General features: G+C 68.9%; 18 protein-coding genes. 17 read left to right on the top strand and 1 reads right to left on the bottom strand.

Going from position 1 to position 17,563, the window contains the following annotated elements; translation table 11 throughout:
* Positions 1-2: 2 nt before the first annotated feature.
* The 7 genes from ATL42_RS06655 to murC are packed head-to-tail and all read left to right on the top strand — an operon-like array spanning position 3 to position 9,546.
* Positions 3-1,637: a UDP-N-acetylmuramoyl-L-alanyl-D-glutamate--2,6-diaminopimelate ligase gene (locus ATL42_RS06655; RefSeq protein WP_098454673.1), complete on the top strand. Its 1,635-nt coding sequence runs from the start codon at positions 3-5 to the stop codon at positions 1,635-1,637.
* Positions 1,634-3,031, top strand: coding sequence for a UDP-N-acetylmuramoyl-tripeptide--D-alanyl-D-alanine ligase (locus ATL42_RS06650; RefSeq protein WP_098454672.1), 1,398 nt, complete (start codon positions 1,634-1,636; stop codon positions 3,029-3,031). The genes ATL42_RS06655 and ATL42_RS06650 overlap by 4 nt, the downstream gene beginning before the upstream one ends.
* Complete coding sequence (gene mraY, locus ATL42_RS06645) at positions 3,028-4,110, top strand: phospho-N-acetylmuramoyl-pentapeptide-transferase (RefSeq protein WP_098454671.1); 1,083 nt, start codon at positions 3,028-3,030, stop codon at positions 4,108-4,110. The genes ATL42_RS06650 and mraY overlap by 4 nt, the downstream gene beginning before the upstream one ends.
* Complete coding sequence (gene murD / locus ATL42_RS06640) at positions 4,110-5,594, top strand: UDP-N-acetylmuramoyl-L-alanine--D-glutamate ligase (RefSeq protein WP_098454670.1); 1,485 nt, start codon at positions 4,110-4,112, stop codon at positions 5,592-5,594. Before mraY ends, murD begins: the two co-directional genes overlap by 1 nt.
* Positions 5,595-5,603: 9 nt before the next feature.
* Positions 5,604-6,914 (top strand): putative lipid II flippase FtsW, encoded by a 1,311-nt coding sequence (gene ftsW, locus ATL42_RS06635; RefSeq protein WP_098454669.1) that lies wholly within the window; start codon positions 5,604-5,606, stop codon positions 6,912-6,914.
* A complete protein-coding gene (gene murG, locus ATL42_RS06630; protein WP_098454668.1) occupies positions 6,914-8,059 on the top strand; it encodes an undecaprenyldiphospho-muramoylpentapeptide beta-N-acetylglucosaminyltransferase in 1,146 nt (381 codons plus the stop codon). Before ftsW ends, murG begins: the two co-directional genes overlap by 1 nt.
* On the top strand, positions 8,056-9,546 hold the full coding sequence (gene murC, locus ATL42_RS06625) for a UDP-N-acetylmuramate--L-alanine ligase (protein WP_098454667.1): 1,491 nt from the start codon (positions 8,056-8,058) through the stop codon (positions 9,544-9,546). Before murG ends, murC begins: the two co-directional genes overlap by 4 nt.
* Here murC and ATL42_RS06620 read toward each other — a convergent pair.
* Positions 9,491-9,874, bottom strand: coding sequence for a hypothetical protein (locus tag ATL42_RS06620; RefSeq protein ID WP_143556708.1), 384 nt, complete (start codon positions 9,872-9,874; stop codon positions 9,491-9,493). The genes murC and ATL42_RS06620 overlap by 56 nt on opposite strands.
* 34 nt (positions 9,875-9,908) lie before the next feature.
* Here ATL42_RS06620 and ATL42_RS06615 point away from each other — a divergent pair, with 34 nt between their 5' ends.
* From ATL42_RS06615 to ATL42_RS06570, 10 genes are all read left to right on the top strand, one after another.
* Positions 9,909-10,655 carry a cell division protein FtsQ/DivIB gene (locus ATL42_RS06615; protein ID WP_169925355.1) on the top strand — a complete coding sequence of 249 codons (747 nt, stop codon included), beginning with the start codon at positions 9,909-9,911 and terminating at the stop codon, positions 10,653-10,655.
* 162 nt (positions 10,656-10,817) lie between these two features.
* Positions 10,818-12,155 (top strand): cell division protein FtsZ, encoded by a 1,338-nt coding sequence (gene ftsZ / locus ATL42_RS06610; RefSeq protein ID WP_098454664.1) that lies wholly within the window; start codon positions 10,818-10,820, stop codon positions 12,153-12,155.
* A 14-nt stretch (positions 12,156-12,169) separates the two neighbouring features.
* A complete protein-coding gene (locus ATL42_RS06605; protein ID WP_245862218.1) occupies positions 12,170-12,928 on the top strand; it encodes a purine nucleoside phosphorylase YfiH/LACC1 family protein in 759 nt (252 codons plus the stop codon).
* A 186-nt stretch (positions 12,929-13,114) separates the two neighbouring features.
* Positions 13,115-13,612 (top strand): cell division protein SepF, encoded by a 498-nt coding sequence (locus ATL42_RS06600; RefSeq protein ID WP_098454663.1) that lies wholly within the window; start codon positions 13,115-13,117, stop codon positions 13,610-13,612.
* Between the two features lie 3 nt (positions 13,613-13,615).
* Positions 13,616-13,903, top strand: a complete 288-nt coding sequence (locus ATL42_RS06595) for a YggT family protein (protein ID WP_098454662.1) — start codon at positions 13,616-13,618, stop codon at positions 13,901-13,903.
* Positions 13,904-14,056: 153 nt separating this feature from the next.
* Positions 14,057-14,725 (top strand): DivIVA domain-containing protein, encoded by a 669-nt coding sequence (locus tag ATL42_RS06590; RefSeq protein ID WP_211281862.1) that lies wholly within the window; start codon positions 14,057-14,059, stop codon positions 14,723-14,725.
* Positions 14,726-14,864: 139 nt separating this feature from the next.
* Positions 14,865-15,326: a TraR/DksA family transcriptional regulator gene (locus tag ATL42_RS06585; RefSeq protein WP_098454660.1), complete on the top strand. Its 462-nt coding sequence runs from the start codon at positions 14,865-14,867 to the stop codon at positions 15,324-15,326.
* A 73-nt stretch (positions 15,327-15,399) separates the two neighbouring features.
* Positions 15,400-16,011: a signal peptidase II gene (locus tag ATL42_RS06580; protein ID WP_098456394.1), complete on the top strand. Its 612-nt coding sequence runs from the start codon at positions 15,400-15,402 to the stop codon at positions 16,009-16,011.
* Positions 16,008-16,946, top strand: coding sequence for an RluA family pseudouridine synthase (locus tag ATL42_RS06575; protein WP_098454659.1), 939 nt, complete (start codon positions 16,008-16,010; stop codon positions 16,944-16,946). Before ATL42_RS06580 ends, ATL42_RS06575 begins: the two co-directional genes overlap by 4 nt.
* On the top strand, positions 16,943-17,527 hold the full coding sequence (locus tag ATL42_RS06570) for a GNAT family N-acetyltransferase (RefSeq protein ID WP_245862217.1): 585 nt from the start codon (positions 16,943-16,945) through the stop codon (positions 17,525-17,527). Before ATL42_RS06575 ends, ATL42_RS06570 begins: the two co-directional genes overlap by 4 nt.
* Positions 17,528-17,563 lie beyond the last annotated feature (36 nt).

Raw genomic sequence — 17,563 nt, 5'->3', positions numbered from 1 at the left:
CCATGACTTCCGAGCACGATCAGATGCGCCCTGCCAGCACGAGCGCACGGTCGGTCGGCGAGATCTCCGAACGATTCGGTCTCGCTGTTCCTGACGCGTCAGAGCAGGTGAGAGTCACGGGCGTGACCGCGAGCAGCGCCGACGTGGTTCCCGGGGACCTCTTCGTGGCGACGCAAGGATTCACCTCCCACGGTGCCCGGTATGCAGCCGACGCGCTCCGTCGTGGAGCGGTCGGTGTGCTCACGGACGCCCGTGGCCGCGACCTCGTCGCAGAGAGCCTGAGCGCATCGACTGCTGCGGCCGGCATCACCGGGGCTGTGAGCCCGGTACCTGTGCTCGTCGTCCCCGACACCGTCGACTCGCGTGCGCTCCTCAGCGAGCTGGCCTCATGGTTCTACGGCGAGCCGGCACGCGCACTGCTCACGTTCGGCGTCACAGGCACGAACGGCAAGACGACGACGACCTACCTTCTCGACCAGCTGGCCCGAGCGCAAGGACGCAGCGGCGGGCTCATCGGCACCGTCGAGACCAGGTCGGGCGACCGTGTGCTCCCGAGCAGGCTGACGACTCCGGACGCCGCGACCCTGCAGGCGGTGCTGGCGACCATGCGCGAGGACGGTGTCCGGTCGCTCGCGATGGAGGTGTCGTCCCACGCGCTGGCACTGCACCGGGTCGACGGCGTCGTGTTCGACATGGTGGGGTTCACGAACCTCAGCCAGGACCACCTCGACTTCCACGAGACTCTCGAGGCGTACCTCGCTGCGAAGATGATGCTGTTCGCCCCAGAGCGTGCGCGACGCGGGGTCGTCGTCGTCGACGGACCGTGGGGCCGCCGGGTTGCCGAGGCAGCGACCGTCCCTGTCGCGACGTTGAGCATCGAGGAGGCAGGGGCCTCCGACTGGTGGGTCGCCGACATCGTGCCGGCTGTCGACGGTTCCGCGTTCACGCTGCGCCACCGGGACGGACGCACCCTCCGGACCCGCACCGCGCTGCCTGGTGTCTTCAACGTGGCCAACGCGGCGCTGGCGCTGACGATGGTGATCGAGGCCGGTGCCGACATCGATGCGCTCTCGCAGGCGCTGGACCGGTCCGGTGGCATGGATGCCGCGGTCCCCGGTCGCATGGAGGTCGTCGGGGTCTCGCCGCGCGTCGTCGTCGACTTCGCGCACAACGCTGACGCGCTCGAGCTCGCCATCGCCGCGCTGCGACCCACGACGCCCGGTCGGCTGACCGTCGTCTTCGGTGCCACCGGTGACCGGGACACGGGTAAACGTCCTATTATGGGCGCGGTCGCCGCCCGCACCGCCGACGTCGTCGTCGTCACGGACGACGATCCTCACGGAGAGCCCGCCGAGCAGATTCGCGCGGCGGTCCTCGACGGAGCCCGAGCAGCAGCAGCCGACGCTGCTGGCGAGCCGTGCCCACGTGTCGTCGACGTGCTCGAGATCGCACCCCGTGCCCGTGCTATCCGCGAGATCGTCCTAGCAGCGCACGAGGACGATACAGTCCTCGTTGCTGGTCGGGGCCACGAGGTGTGGCAAGAGATCGACGGCGTGAACCACCCGCTCGACGACAGGGTCGAGGTCCGGGCTGCACTCGCAGCCCGGACGAACAAGACGAAGGAGCACGACGAGTGATCGATCTGACCGCAGCAGAGATCGCGCAGATCACCGGGGGCGAGACGGCTGCACCCTTAGATCTCGTCGTCCGCGGCGCAGTCGAGACCGACTCGCGGAAGGTCGGGCCAGGGGGCCTCTTCGTCGCGATCGTCGGCGACCGGACCGACGGTCACGACCACGCACGTGCAGCTGTGGACGCGGGCGCCGCGCTCGTGCTGGCGTCCCACGCGGTCGACGGGGTGCCGTGCGTCGTCGTCGACGACGTCCAGACAGCGCTCGGCCTGGTCGCAGCGGAGCACCTGCGGCGGCTGCGGACCGCGGGGACCATCGAGGTCGTGGCCGTCACCGGATCGGTCGGCAAGACGACGACGAAGGACCTGCTCGGACGCCTCCTCGCGTCTGCAGGGGAGACCGTGCTGCCCGCGGGCTCGCTGAACAACGAGATCGGGCTGCCGCTCACCGTGCTGCGCGCGACCCGTGACACACGCTTCCTCGTCCTCGAGATGGGTGCCTCCGCGCCCGGTGACCTCATCTATCTCACCGGCATAGCCCCGCCCGACGTGTCTGTCGTGCTCGCCGTCGGCAGCGCACACCTCGGTGGCTTCGGCGACCTCGAGGCGGTCGCGCGAGCGAAGTCCGAGCTCGTCACCGGGCTGGCTCCCGGCGGGGTCGCGATCCTCAACGCCGACGACCACCGGGTCGTAGCGATGCGGGACGTCGCGCCTGGTCGCGTGGTCACGTTCGGGACGGTGCGCGAGTGCACCGTGCGGGCCGTCGGAGTCCAGATCGACCGGGGCGGTCACGTCTCGTTCGATCTGGAGCACGACGACGCCAGCGTCCCGGTCACGCTCCGCCTCGTCGGGGAGCACCACCTCACCAACGCGCTGGCGGCCGCCACGGCGGCTCTCGAGCTGGGTCTGCCGCTCGAGCAGGTCGGGGCGCTGCTCGGCTCGGCGTCCGCGGCGAGCCCGCACCGGATGGCGGTCACCGACCGTCCTGATGGTGTGACGGTCATCGACGACGCCTACAACGCGAACCCGGACTCGATGCGCGCGGCGCTCAAGGCGCTCGCCGTCATGGCAGGCCGCGACCGTCGTTCGATCGCGGTCCTCGGGGAGATGCTCGAGCTCGGACCCGACTCGCGGGCCGTGCACGACGAGATCGGTCGACTGGTCGTCCGCCTGAACATCAAGCTGCTCGTCGTCGTCGGCGCGGGAGCGTCCGGGATCGGCGACGGAGCGACCCAGGAAGGTTCCTGGGGCGACGAGGTGCTCGAGGTTCCCGACGTCGACGCTGCGTCACGGTTCCTCGCGGGCGAGCTCCGCTCCGGTGACGTCGTGCTCGTCAAGGCGTCCAACGGTGCAGGCCTCTGGCGGCTCGGCGACGAGCTCACCACGGTGGTCGCCTCGTGATCGGGGTACTCGTCTCGGCGGGCACGGCACTGATCGTCGCCCTCTTCGGCACGCCGCTGTTCATCCGGCTTCTCGTCAAGCGCAACTACGGTCAGTTCATCCGCCAGGACGGCCCGACCGCGCACTTCACCAAGCGCGGGACCCCGACCATGGGCGGTGTCGTCATCATCGGGGCGACGATCGCCGGCTGGGTGATGGCCTCGATCGTCAGCGGTCGGCTGCCGTCGACGTCGGCGGTCCTCGTGATGTTCCTCATGGCGGGTCTCGGGCTCATCGGGCTCCTTGACGACTACATCAAGATCTCGCGCCAGCGCAGCCTCGGACTCTCGGCACGGTGGAAGTTCGTCGGCCAGGGAGTCGTCGGTATCGCCTTCGCGGTGCTCGCGGTGCGATTCCCGAACGAGAACTACCGCACACCAGGTGCGATGAAGATCTCCTTCATCCGCGACACGAACATCGACCTGGCGTTCGCCGGGGTGACGGTCGGGCTCATCCTCTTCGTCATCTGGGCGAACCTCATCATCACCGCCTGGTCGAACGCGGTGAACCTCACCGACGGTCTCGACGGTCTTGCAACCGGGGTGTCGCTCATCGTCTTCGGCGCCTACGTCCTCGTGAGCATCTGGCAGTTCAACCAGAACTGCCAGCTCGCAGGCTCGGTGGGGCCGCGGTGCTACGAGGTCCGTGACCCGCTCGATCTGGCCATCGTGGCAGCCGCGATCATGGGGGCGTGCTTCGGATTCTTGTGGTGGAACGCCTCTCCGGCGAAGATCTTCATGGGTGACACCGGTTCGCTCGCGCTCGGCGGCGCGCTCGCCGGTCTCTCGATCCTCTCTCGGACCGAGCTCCTCGCGATCATCATCGGCGGCATGTTCGTGCTCGTCGTCCTCTCGGACATCATCCAGATCGGCTTCTTCAAGCTCACGGGCAAGCGGGTGTTCAAGATGGCCCCGCTGCACCACCACTTCGAGCTCTCCGGCTGGGGCGAGGTGACGATCGTCATCCGCTTCTGGATCATCGCTGGGCTCTTCGCGGCTCTCGGGATGGGGATCTTCTACGCCGAGTGGGTCGTGGGCTAGTGGTCGACCTGTCGTCAGCACGCGTGCTCGTCGCCGGGCTCGGCGTGACAGGGCGTGCGGTGGTGCGCGCGCTCAGCCCGGTGGCGGTATCGGTGCTCTCGCTAGACGCGAGCGCGCCCGACGCGAACCTCTCTGCTGCGGCGGACGTCGACCTCGGCACGGTCGACCTCGTCGTCGCCTCTCCGGGGTGGCCTCCCTCGACACCCTTGTTCGTCGAGGCGTCGACCCGAGGCATCCCGGTGTGGAGCGAGGTCGAGCTCGCGTGGCACCTGCGGGTGGCCTCGCGGGCCACGGGGGAGCCCGCACCATGGCTCGCTGTGACAGGGACGAACGGCAAGACGACGACGGTGGAGATGCTCCAGTCCATCCTCGAGGCGGACGGCCGGCGCACGGCCGCTGTCGGGAACGTCGGCAGACCGATCGTCGATGCGGTGCTCGACGACCGGATCGACGTGCTCGCGGTGGAGCTCTCCAGCTTCCAGCTCCACTTCACGCACTCGATGTCCGTGCTCGCCGGTGCCGTCCTCAACGTCGCCCAGGACCACCTCGACTGGCACGGCTCCCTCGAGGAGTACGCACGGGCGAAGGGGCGCATCTATGAGCGGGCCCAGCGTGCGTGCGTCTACAGCACAGCCGACCCGCGCACGGAACAGCTCGTGCGTGACGCGGACGTGGTCGACGGTGCACGTGCGGTCGGTCTCACGCTCGGGGCCCCAGGACGGTCAGAGCTCGGGGTCGTCGACGGTGTCCTGTGCGACCGGGCCTTCCACGCGGCGCACGACGACCCGACGCGCCACGAGCGTGCCGCCGAGCTCGCCACGATGGACGACCTGGCACACCTGGCAGGTCCCGACGGCAGCGTGCCGTCCCATGTCGTGTCGAACGCGCTCGCCGCCGCCGCGCTGGCCCGCGCGTACGGCGTCAGCGCGGCAGCGGTGCGCGACGGACTCCGTGCTTTCCATCCTGGAGGGCACCGGATCCAGACGGTCGCCACCGCACCGGCACGTCCACAGGTCACCGGTTCTGGGGCCGTTGCGGCGGGCGCCGACGAGGTGCCTCCGGTGGCCTTCGTCGACGACTCCAAGGCGACGAACGCCCACGCGGCGGCAGCCTCTCTCGGGTCCTTCGCGCCAGGCACCGTCGTGTGGATCGCCGGTGGGCTCGCCAAGGGCGCGACCTTCGACGATCTCGTCCGGACGCGGTCGGGTCAGGTCCGAGCAGCCGTCCTCATCGGGGTCGATCACGTCGGTCTGCGCGAGGCTCTCGAGCGACACGCGCCCGATGTACCCGTCGTGGAGGTCGATCCTGGCGACACTGAGACAGTGATGAGACGCGCGGTCGACCAAGCCTTCGAGCTCGCCCTGCCGGGAGACACCGTTCTCCTGGCTCCTGCGTGCGCCTCGATGGACCAGTTCAGCTCGTATGCCGAGCGAGGCGACGCTTTCGCCCGTGAGGCTCTCCGCATCGCTTCGGCGCCGAGGTAGCTGCGCACCATGTCGAAGGCAACGACGATCCAGGCCGCTGCACCACGTCCTGCGAGCAGCCGGACCCCGGTCCGGCGCGCGGCGCGCGGTGTCTGGCTCGGACAGTGGAACAGCGCCGTGACGAGCTACTACCTCCTCGCGGGCGCCACCGTGCTGCTCCTCGTGCTCGGTCTTGTCATGGTGCTCTCGAGCTCGTCGGTGGACTCCCTGCAGGACGGGGACTCCGCCTACTCCGTCTTCCTCAACCAGGCGAAGTTCGCGCTCATGGGACTGCCGTTCATGCTCGTGGCCATGCGTCTGAGACCGTCGTTCTACAAGAAGATGGCCTGGCCTGCGCTGTTCCTCGCCATGGGTCTGCAGCTGTTGATCTTCACCCCGATGGCGCGGGGAGAGAAGGGCAACACGAACTGGGTGTATCTCGGAGGTGGCATCACGATCCAGCCGTCTGAGCTGGCCAAGGTCGCGCTCGCCGTCTGGCTCGGGGTCGTGCTGGGTCGCAAGATGGCGCTGCTGGGGGAGTGGAAGCATGCCTTCGTGCCGGTCATCCCCGTAGCCATGGTCGTCATCGCGCTCGTGCTCGCAGGCAAAGACCTCGGGACCGCGATGGTGCTCATGCTCATCGTCGCGGGTGCGCTGTTCGTCGCCGGGCTTCCCCTGCGGATGTTCGCCATCGCTGGGGCTGGGGTGATCGCCGCAGTCGCTGTCCTGGTGGTCGGCTCGGACAACCGCATGAACCGGATCGCCGCGACGTTCGGCGGCCAGTGCGACGAAGCAGGGGCATGCTACCAGGTCGTGCGCGGGCTCGAAGGGCTCGGCACAGGCGGCCTCATGGGGGTGGGCCTCGGAGCAGGTTTCGAGAAGTGGTCGTACCTGCCAGAAGCCCACAACGACTTCATCTTCGCCGTCCTCGGCGAGGAGCTCGGTCTGCTGGGAGCGCTGCTCGTCCTGGCGCTCTTCGCGCTCCTCGGCCTGGCGATGCTCCGCATCGTGCGCCGCCACCCCGATCCGATGGTCAAGATCACGACCGCTGCGATCGCGTGCTGGATCATCGGTCAGGCGCTCATCAACATCGGGGTCGTCATCGGCATCCTCCCGGTCATCGGAATCCCCCTGCCGCTGGTGTCCGCGGGAGGGTCGGCGCTGGTCGCGACCATGCTTGCTCTCGGAATCGTCATATCCTTCGCACGGGACGAACCGGGCGCTCGTGAGGCGCTCGCGGCTCGGCCCAACGTCGTTCGCCGCTCCGTCGCCGTGATGGGGCGAGCGGCGTCACGGCGCAGACGACCGGTAGTGACAGGTACAGACGACGAGCTCGGGTGATGAGAAGCGTGATTGAGTCAGTTCTTCTTGCAGGTGGCGGTACAGCGGGTCATGTGAACCCGCTCCTCGCGGTGGCGGACGAGATCCGTGCCCGATATCCGGATGCGACGATCACGGTCCTCGGGACCCGAGAAGGGCTCGAGGCAACTCTCGTCCCGGAGCGTGGGCACGACCTGCGGTTCGTCCCACGGGTACCGATGCCGCGTCGGCCGAGCCTTGCGTGGTTCACGCTGCCGGGCAAGCTCGGTGCTGCAGTTCGTGCGGCAGGCCGAGCGATCGACGAGACCGGGGCACGTGTCGTCGTCGGTTTTGGCGGATACGTCGCGACGCCCGCGTACCTCGCTGCGCGTCGGCGAGGGATCCCCGTCGTGATCCACGAGCAGAACGCTCGCCCCGGTCTCGCGAACCGGCTCGGTGCGCGCTGGGCGCGGTCCGTCGCGGTGACGTTCGCCAGCACGGCTCTGCCCGGGGCGCAGGTCACCGGGCTCCCGCTGCGTCACGAGATCTCGACGCTCATCGCCGAGCGTGCCGCTGATCCTGCGGGGACGCGGGCAGCTGCGGCGCAGGCGCTCGGTCTGCAGGCCGACCGGCCGACGCTCCTCGTCACCGGTGGCTCGCTCGGTGCGCAACGGCTCAACGAGACGATGACGGCACTCGTCGCGGAGACCACCGCTGCGGGCATCCAGGTGCTCCACCTCACAGGTCGTGGCAAGGCTGAGGCGGTGCAGGCGAGCGTGAGCGCGCTCGACCCCGAGCACGCGTCTCTCTACCAGGCGCGTGAGTACCTCAGCGACATGCAGCTCGCCTACGCGGTCGCGGACCTCGTGGTGTGTCGCTCCGGTGCTGGGACCGTGTGCGAGCTGGCCGCGCTCGGGCTGCCCGCCGCATACGTCCCGCTGCCCATCGGCAACGGGGAGCAGCGGCTCAACGCCGCGCCGCTCGTCGAGGTCGGTGGCGGGCTGATCGTCGCCGACGACGAGTTCACTCCCGAGTGGGTCCGGACGATCGTGCTGCCGTTGCTCGAGAACCCGGCCGCGCTCGCGATCATGAGCCACGCCGCTCGGTCTGTGGGTGTCCCCGACGCTGCGAGCCGGGTCGTGGGCCTCGTCGAGACCGTGACCGAGCAGCCATCGGTCTCTCGATGAGCTCCGAGCAGACCACGGGCGGTCCGCAGGTCTCCCTGCCCGTGGCCGACCTCGGTACCGTGCACCTCATCGGCGTCGGCGGCGCAGGGATGTCGGTCGTCGCCCGTCTCCTGGTGAGCGAGGGGGCGCACGTCCAGGGGTCAGATGCTCGCCGCAGCGCTGTCACGGACGCGCTCGGCGAGGCAGGTGTCCGCGTGTGGATCGGGCACGAGGCATCGAACGTCGCCGATGCGCAGACGGTTGTCGTGTCGAGCGCGGTCCGCGCGGACAACCCTGAGCTGGTCGCCGCGAGGGCGGCGGGCCTGCGAGTCCTCCACCGGTCGCAGGCGCTCGCCGTGCTCATGGCCGGTCGCCGTTCGGTGGCGGTCGCTGGCGCTCACGGCAAGACGACGACGTCAGCGATGATCGCTGTGGCGCTCACTGCAGCGGGTCTGGAGCCGTCCTTCGCCATCGGGGGGTCGGTCCTCACCGCGGACGGGGCGCTCCCTGGCGGCCACCTCGGTGCCGGGGACGTGCTGGTCGCCGAGGCAGACGAGTCTGACGGCTCGTTCCTGGCGTACCGGCCGTTCGTCTCGGTGGTCACGAACGTCGAGCCCGACCACCTCGACCACTACGGCTCGCGCGAGGCGTTCGAAGAAGCGTTCCGCACCTTTGCGGGCAACATCGACCCTGCCGGGTATCTCGTGGCGTGCGTCGACGATGCCGGTGCACGGTCCCTGGTGTCCCACCACGTGGCTGCGGGTGGCCGGGCGCTCACCTACGGGACCGCGGACGGTGCGACAGCGGTCCTCGCGGGCTACGCGGTCGTCCCAGAGACCGGTGGCTGCCGCTTCACGCTCGTCGTGGCCCCCGGGACGCCCGTGTCGCGCGACGGTGTCGTGCTCGACGTCGATCTCCGCGTGTCAGGGATGCACAACGCCCTCAACGCCTCTGCCGCTGTGCTCGTGGCGCTCGCGCTGGAAGTCCCGCCCGACGCCGCGGCTGCCGGTGTCGGAGAGTTCATGGGTACAGGGCGTCGTTTCGAGCTGCGCGGGGTGGCCCGAGGGGTGCGGGTCGTCGACGACTACGCGCACCATCCCACGGAGGTCGCAGCCATGCTCGTGGCCGCTCGTGGGGTCGCGGCCGGCGGCCGGATCATCGTTCTCTTCCAGCCGCACCTCTACTCCCGTACCCGGATCTTCGCGCACGAGTTCGCTGATGCCCTGGAGCTCGCGGACGTCGTCGTCGTGACCGACGTGTACGGCGCCCGAGAGGATCCGGACCCGAGCGTCGGTGCGCACACGATCGTCGACCGCATGTCGACCCCAGGTCGTGGCCGTGTCGTGCGCGACCGTCTGGAGGCCGCGCGCACGGTCGCCGAGCTCGCCCAGCCCGGTGATCTCGTGATCACGGTCGGGGCGGGGGACGTCACCGAGCTGGGAGGCGTGGTGCTCACGACGATCGACGCTCGTGCAGCCGACGAGGCATCGGCGGTCCGAGGGTCGTGAAGCCTCCTCCCGCTCCTCGCCCGCGAGGCGATCGGGCGCCGACCGATCCACGGCGCCCCGCCGCGCCACGTCGACCGGCGACGCCGAAAGACGCCGCCGGCCGTGCCGCGCCAGCGAAGAGCGGGACGACGAAGAGCGGGACGACGAAGAGCGGGACGACGAAGAACGTTCCGGTAAAGAAGGCTGTTTCGGCGAAGCCTGCCCCGACGAAGACCGGGGCGACGCCGGCCGCCCCTGCGAAGCCCGCGTCCCTGAAGCCCGCCACACGCGGCCCGCGGCGACCGGAGGCCCAGGTCGCCGCGCAGCCTCCGCGGACCGGGTCCGTCACGGTCCCACGGACTCCGACGGGTGCGATGCACCGGGTGCCGGTGATCTCGACGGGGATGGCGGAGCGGCTCGCCGAGCAGAAGGCGATGCGGCGCCACCGTCTCGTGCGCCGTGCGCTCGTCGTGACGAGCGTCGTGGCGTTCCTCTCGGGGGCGGCGTGGGCGGTCCTGTACTCGAGCCTGCTGTCGTTCGACGCGGATCGTCTGACGGTCGACGGCACGGGCAGCTCGGTCGACGCCGCGGCGATCGTCGCAGTCGTCGCAGAGTACGACGGGACGTCGCTCGCGCTCGTGGACACGGTCACGCTGCGCGGGGAGCTGCTCGAGGTGCCGAACGTCCGTGACGTCTCGATCTCACGACAGTGGCCGTCTGGCCTGGCCGTGGTCGTCGTCGCACGCGAACCGGTGGCCGCGGTCCCGGTCGCCGACGGCGTCGCTCTCCTCGACCAGGACGCGGTCCAGGTCGGTGTCGTGGCGGTGGCACCTCCGGAGCTGCCGCTCATCACGATCCCCTTGACGGGCGAAGACCGGCGTACGCTCGAGGCGGCGCTCGTCGTCCTCAACTCGTTGCCGGACGATCTCGCTGCTGAGGTCGGGTCGCTGTCGGCGACGACACAGGACTCGGTCACGCTCACGCTGCGTGACGGTGTGGTCGTCGAGTGGGGGAGCTCTCAGGAGTCGGAGCTCAAGAGTCAGGTGCTCGCGACGCTGCGGACGGCGGAGGTGAGCCGTGGATCGAGTGTGTTCGACGTCTCGGCGCCGACGTTCCCGATCACTCGGTGAGTGGATCGGGGCCGGTGTGGTCAAACAATTCACCGACACGCGGGTCAGGTCGTTGATAGCGCAGCGAGGTGCGCATAACGTCGACCCTAGTACAACCTGACATAACTATAACCTTCTACATGAGGGTGAGGGTTCAGTGTTCCCAGATCGAGAGGCACGGACGTGACAACTCCGCAAAACTACCTAGCGGTGATCAAGGTGGTCGGCATCGGAGGCGGTGGCGTGAACGCCGTCAACCGGATGATCGAGGTCGGGCTCAAGGGTGTCGAGTTCATCGCGATCAACACCGATGCTCAGGCGCTCCTCATGTCCGATGCCGACGTCAAGCTCGACGTAGGCCGTGAGCTCACGCGTGGGCTCGGCGCTGGCGCCGACCCCGAGGTTGGCAAGAAGGCCGCAGAAGACCACACCGAAGAGATCGAGGACGTCCTGCGGGGCGCTGACATGGTCTTCGTGACCGCTGGCGAGGGTGGCGGCACCGGAACCGGGGGAGCGCCCGTCGTTGCGCGCATCGCTCGGGCGCTGGGAGCGCTCACGGTCGGTGTCGTCACACGTCCGTTCACGTTCGAGGGACGGCGTCGTTCGACACAGGCCGACGCGGGCATCGAAGCCCTGCGCGACGAGGTCGACACCCTCATCATCATCCCCAACGACCGCCTCTTGTCGATGTCTGACCGCAACGTCTCCGCTCTCGATGCGTTCCACTCTGCCGACCAGGTGCTCCTCTCGGGTGTCCAGGGGATCACCGACCTCATCACGACCCCGGGCCTCATCAACCTCGACTTCGCCGACGTCAAGTCGGTCATGCAAGGGGCAGGCAGCGCGCTCATGGGCATCGGCTCGGCACGCGGCGACGACCGGGCGGTCCAGGCGGCCGAGCTCGCGATCTCCTCGCCGCTGCTCGAGGCCAGCATCGACGGGGCGCACGGTGTGCTCTTGAGCATCCAGGGCGGATCGGACCTCGGGCTGTTCGAGATCAACGAGGCCGCGCGCCTCGTCCACGAGGCTGCTCACCCTGAGGCCAACATCATCTTCGGTGCTGTGATCGACGACGCGCTCGGTGACGAGGTCCGTGTCACGGTCATCGCGGCGGGCTTCGACGGTGGAGCGCCGCAGACCCGCAAAGACGCCCGTGGTCTCGGCCAGGTGACCGGTTCGGCTGCGGCTCCGGCCGCCTCGACGGCCCCTGTCGCCTCGGCTCAGCCGGCCGCGCTCGCCTCGGTCCCGACCACGACGGGCGTGCACGCGCTCGCCCGCCCGGTCGTCCCCCTCGACTCCGGGTTCGACGGTCCGGAGAGCGCTCCGGTGAACCCGGCGGCCTACCAGGCGCAGCAGTCGGCTCAGCAGCCGTATCAGCAGAGCGGACCTGTTCCGGCGTTCTTGTCGACAGATCCAGATGCGGTGCCGCGCACGGGTCAGCTCGAGGTCCCGAGGATCTTCGACGAGGAGCCCCAGCGACGCCGTGTCGAGGAGCTCGACATCCCCGACTTCCTCAAGTAGCAGGTCGTCCAGCAGTGGTACGCACTCCCGTGATCCCGGTGATCGAGGTCGACCTCGGTCCCGGGATCCGTGCATTCTTCACGACCCGAGACGGAGGACTCTCTGGGCCTCCTCGTGGCACCCTCAATCTCGGTCTCAACGTCCAGGACGACGACGAGGTCGTCCTGGCGAACAGGGACCTCGTCGACGTCGAGGTCGGTGCGAAGGTGTCATACCTGACGCAGGTGCACGGCACGGTCGTCCAGGTCGTCGATCGTGCAGCGGTCGGCGTCGAGCGCAGCCGGGGGACAGCAGACGCCTCGGTCACCGCTGTCCCGCTCGTGCCGCTCGGTGTGCTCGTCGCGGACTGCGTGCCGGTGCTCCTCGCCGACCCTGTGCACCGGGTCGGCGCCGTGGTCCACGCCGGCCGCGCAGGGCTGGCTGCGGGCGTCGTCGCGACGACCGTCGGAGCCATGGTCGACGCGGGAGCGACGGTGTCCACGATCCGCTCAGCGGTCGGGCCAGCCGTCTGCGGAGAGTGCTACGAGGTCCCGCAGGCACTACAGGACGCGGTGTCCGACGTCGTGCCTGGCGTGCGGGCGACCACGTCGTGGGGCACGCCGTCCCTCGATCTGCCGGGTGCGGTGGCCCGCGAGCTGCGGCGACTGGGCGTCGCCGAGGTGGTAGAGGTCGCAACGTGCACACGGACGGACGCCCGGTTCTTCTCCCATCGAGAGGCGACGGCGAACGGAGAGGTGACGGGCAGGTTCGCCGGCGTCGTGGTGCTCTCGTGAGGTGCGATCGGCCCGTGCGCTGGCCCGTGCACCGCGGGAGCATGCGGGTGGAACCGGTGAAGGGATCGCTGGCGGCTGGCGTGTCGCCGGGTGCAGGCCATCAGGCTCGGCTAGCGTGACATCACCGTCAGCATTCGGGGTCGTCCGAGGAGCCGCTGACCAGACCGAGTGGGAACGGAGAGGGCGATGGCCGGAGCGCTGCGCAAGACGATGCTTTACCTGGGCCTCGCAGATGATCGAGGCGAGATCGAGCAGGACGAGTATGACGACTACGACGACTACGACGAGGTAGGAACCGACGTGCCGCAGGAATACGAGGCTCAGGTCACCCCCATCAATCGATCTCTGTCGTCGCGCCGCGAGACAGCGGTGGCCTCCACCGCTCCGGCAGAGCTTCGTCGCATCACGACCGTGCACCCTCGCTCCTACAACGACGCACGTGTGATCGGCGAGGCTTTCCGCGCCGGTACGCCTGTGATCATCAACCTCTCCGACATGGACGACGCCGACGCCAAGCGTCTGGTCGACTTCTCCGCGGGCCTCATCTTCGGTCTTCGTGGGGCGATCGAACGTGTGACGAGCAAGGTCTTCCTCCTGTCCCCAGAGCACGTAGAGGTCTCCGGTGAGGAGCGCGTGGCCGAGAAGGTCGCTCCCACCCGTGCCGGCTTCTACAACCAGAGCTAGCACGTGGTCTGGAGCCTTCTCGCATTCTTGTGCCTGCTCTACACGATCGTCCTCATCGGGAGGGTGATCTTCGACTGGGTGCAGGTGTTCTCTCGGAGCTGGCGCCCTCAGGGCGTGCTTCTCGTCGTGGCTGAGGTCGTCTACTCGCTCACCGACCCACCGGTGAAGTTCCTCAGGCGCAAGATTCCGCCTCTTCCGATCGGACGCGTGCGCCTGGATGTGGGATTTCTCATCCTCTTCGTCGGCGTCAGCTTCCTCATGCAGGTGTTCACGGTCCTCGCGAATCAGTGAGGCCGCAGACGGTCAGGAGCGATCGAACGCGAAGATACTCCGCACGCCGCGTCTCAAGGTGAGCGCACATGCGTCAATGTCCGCTAGCGTGACCGGTAGTGGTCGGTGGTATGACCGAAGAGTCCAGCGCAAGTATTCGAGGTGAAAACGATGGTGGCACTGCTCACAGCAGATGATGTCCTGACCAAGAAGTTCCCGGCGACCAAGTTTCGGGAGGGTTATGACGTCGTCGAGGTTGACGACTTCCTCGACGAAGTTCTCAACACGCTGCGCGAACTGTATGCGGAGAGCGACGACCTCAAGGCGAAGCTCGAGGCTTCGGAGCGACGAGTCGCTGAGCTGAGCCGTGCTAACGCACAGCAGCAGCAGGCGCTGCCGGCCGAGCAGCCCGTGTCGGTCGAGAAGCAGGAGGCCCCGAAGCCGGCTCCTGTCCTCGAGGCGCCGCCGGTCGCGGTGCAGCAGGGCGGTATGCCGCCGCGTGAGCCTGAGATGGCCACGGGGATCATCCAGATGGCGCAGAAGCTCCACGATGACCACGTGCGGGCCGGCCAGGACGAGGGCGACCGTCTCATCGCCGAGGCGAAGAGCGAGGGATCCCGGATCGTCCGCGAGGCCGAGGAGACGTCCCAACGGACGCTCACCCAGCTCGAGCAGGAACGGTCTCTCCTCGAGCGCAAGATCGACGAGCTCAGGATCTTCGAGCGTGACTACAGGACGCGGCTCAAGAGCTACCTGCAGAATCTCTTGGGCGACCTCGACAACCGCAGCAGCGCGCTTCCCGGCGCTCGCGGTGGCGAAGGCCAGGGCAAGCAAGGCATCTGATCGAACCAACCGTCGCCGAGCGCGTCGGTCGGATCGCAGCCGGTGTGGACGATTCACCCCTCCGCGGACAGCGGCGTGGTGAGTTGTGCGCACCGGCTGCGGCGTTTAACCTCGGCTAACTTCGATGAAAGAGGCCGCGATGTCGACCCGTGACGTAACAAGCAGCGCTCCCGCCCGGGAGCAGTTCCCCAACCTCACCCAGGATGTCAAGGGCTTCCCCGTCCGTGACGGTGAAGCCCCGTGGGACGCCGAGGAGATCGTGCTCCTGGCAGACGAGCTCATCGCTGAGAACGTGCGGCTCCGCGAGGAGCTGCTCGTCGCCGACCAGGAGCTCTCCGAGCTCCTGCGTAACTCTGGTGACGGCGCCGGGGACGACCAGGCCGACTCGGGCTCGTCGGCGCTCGAGCGGGAGCAAGAGCTCACCTTCGTGAACAACACTCGCGACCTCGTCACGCAGACGGCTCGCGCGCTCTCCCGTATCGAGGCGGGGACCTACGGCAGCTGCGAGATCTGCGGCGAGGCGATCGGCAAGGCCCGGCTGCAGGCCTTCCCGCGTGCCACGCTCTGCGTGACGTGCAAGCAGCGTGAGGAACGGCGCTGAAGGTCAGACGGGTGGACGGCACCCGTCCTTTCGGGGCGGAGAGCCTGCGGCAGTCGTGGGAGACTTCAGCGTGATGTCTGAGACTTCTGAGAATCCTGCGACCCATGAGCCTGTCGACGGCCCGGCCGACCCGTCGGTGACCGCATCCCGCAGGCCGAGGACCTACGTCCTCGTGCTCTTCGGACTAGCCGTCGTCGTGCTCCTCCTCGACCAGCTCTCGAAGGTCTGGGCGGAAGGCTCCCTCGTCGCTGGAGAGCCAGCACGGCCCCTTCTGGGGGACGTCGTCGGCCTCCGGCTCATCTACAACTCGGGCGCAGCGCTGTCCTTCGGCAGCGGGGTCACGTGGGTGCTCACGCTCCTGTCGGTCGCGGTGGTCGTCTTCATCGTGCTCAGTGCACGGCGGGTCCGCTCGATGCCGTGGGCTGTGGCTGTCGGTCTCGTGCTCGGCGGTGCGCTCGGGAACCTCGGTGACCGGCTGTTCCGTTCGCCCGGGTTCCCTCAAGGGCACGTCGTGGACTTCATCGACTACGGCCCGTTCATCGGGAACGTCGCGGACATCGCCATCGTCGTCGCCGCGGTCGCGATCGCTGTCCTGGCTTTCGTCGGGATCGGTCCGGACGGTGAGCGTGCAGGATCTGCTGCCGCTCCTGGCACGAGCGCTGCAGGCGACGAGCCGACGCCGTGAGCCCTGTCCGTACGCTGCCCGTCCCGGACGGTCTCGTCGGCGAGCGGGTGGACGCCGCGCTCTCGAGGATGCTCGGCCTGTCCCGGACGGCGGCCGCGCAGATCGCCGCGTCGGGCGGGGTACGCCTCGATGGTCGTGAGCTGGGCAAGTCGGACCGGTTGCCGGCCGACGGCTGGCTTGAGGTCGACCTCCCGGACCCTCGCGAGCACAGCGGGCCGACGGTCGTCGCCGAACCTGTGCCGGGCATGCGGATCGCGTATGAAGACGACGACGTCGTGGTCGTCGACAAGCCGGTCGGGGTCGCTGCGCACCCGTCCGTCGGGTGGACGGGCCCGACTGTCGTGGGCGCGCTCGTCGCGAGCGGGTACCGGATCTCGACGTCTGGTGCCGCAGAGCGGCAAGGGATCGTCCACCGGCTCGACGTAGGGACGTCCGGGCTCATGGTCGTCGCGAAGAGCGAGCACGCGTACTCGGTCCTCAAGCGGGCGTTCAAGGAACGGACCGTCGAGAAGGTCTATCACGCACTCGTCCAGGGACACCCTGAGCCGACCACGGGGACCATCGACGCTCCGATCGGTCGTCACCCCTCGGCGGACTACAAGTTCGCGGTGCTAGCCGACGGCAAGCCGTCTGTCACGCACTATGAGGTGCTCGAGATGCTCTCTGCCGCCTCGCTCGTCGAGGTGCACCTGGAGACCGGGCGCACGCACCAGATCCGCGTCCACTTCTCGGCGCTGCGTCACCCGTGCGTCGGCGACCTCACGTACGGCGCGGACCCGGTCTTGGCCGCGCGCGTCACGCTCTCGCGGCAGTGGTTGCACGCGAAGCGGCTCGGGTTCGAGCACCCGTCGACGGGCACGTGGGTCGAGGTCGAGAGCGAGTATCCGCAGGACCTGGCGTCGGCGCTCGAGACCGTACGGTCCGCCGACAGGTGACGGGCCGAGACGACGCGACGGACGAGGTGCCGAGCGAGAGCCCGGAGCTCCGGACCGAGCGCGTCCGCACCCAGGCACAGCTCGATGCCGCCTGGAGCGTGCGGCTCGAGGTGTTCGTCGCAGAGCAGCAGGTTCCGTTGGACGAGGAGATGGATGCTGCCGACACGGCGCCGACGACCACCCACGTGATCGTCACGACGGTCGAGCCCGGTCAGGATCGGGACGGCGGGAGGACGGTCGACGACGAGGACGTTCCCCCGGTGGCGGTCGCGACAGGTCGGTTGCTGACCGATCCTTCGCACCCGGGCGTCGTCCACATCGGCCGGGTCGCGGTCCGCCGCCGGTGGCGCACAGGCGGGGTCGGCGCGCTGATCATGCGCGCGCTCGAGGAGCTCGCGTGCGAGGAGCATGCGCTCGACGGGACGCTGCGGGTCGAGCTGAGCGCTCAGGAGCAGGCGATCGGCTTCTACGAGCGGCTCGGCTACACCGTCGCTGGACCCCGCTACCTCGACGCAGGGATCTGGCACCGGGACGCGCACAAGACCGTCGTCGGGCTGTCTGCGCCCGGTCACGACGGCTGACGCAGGACACGAGAGCACTCTCGTCGAGTCCTCGCT

The sequence above is a fragment of the Sanguibacter antarcticus genome (assembly GCF_002564005.1).
Classification (GTDB): Bacteria; Actinomycetota; Actinomycetes; order Actinomycetales; family Cellulomonadaceae; genus Sanguibacter; species Sanguibacter antarcticus.
Note: the sequence above shows the minus strand (reverse complement) of the source record. Positions and strands in the feature narration are given on the sequence as shown.

Coding starts and splice junctions, on each gene's coding strand:
- ATL42_RS06655 (WP_098454673.1), top strand. CDS start 3: ATGACTTCCGAGCACGATCAGATGCGCCCTGCCAGCACGAGCGCACGG.
- ftsW (WP_098454669.1), top strand. CDS start 5,604: ATGTCGAAGGCAACGACGATCCAGGCCGCTGCACCACGTCCTGCGAGC.
- murG (WP_098454668.1), top strand. CDS start 6,914: ATGAGAAGCGTGATTGAGTCAGTTCTTCTTGCAGGTGGCGGTACAGCG.
- murC (WP_098454667.1), top strand. CDS start 8,056: ATGAGCTCCGAGCAGACCACGGGCGGTCCGCAGGTCTCCCTGCCCGTG.
- ATL42_RS06600 (WP_098454663.1), top strand. CDS start 13,115: ATGGCCGGAGCGCTGCGCAAGACGATGCTTTACCTGGGCCTCGCAGAT.
- ATL42_RS06585 (WP_098454660.1), top strand. CDS start 14,865: ATGTCGACCCGTGACGTAACAAGCAGCGCTCCCGCCCGGGAGCAGTTC.
- ATL42_RS06580 (WP_098456394.1), top strand. CDS start 15,400: ATGTCTGAGACTTCTGAGAATCCTGCGACCCATGAGCCTGTCGACGGC.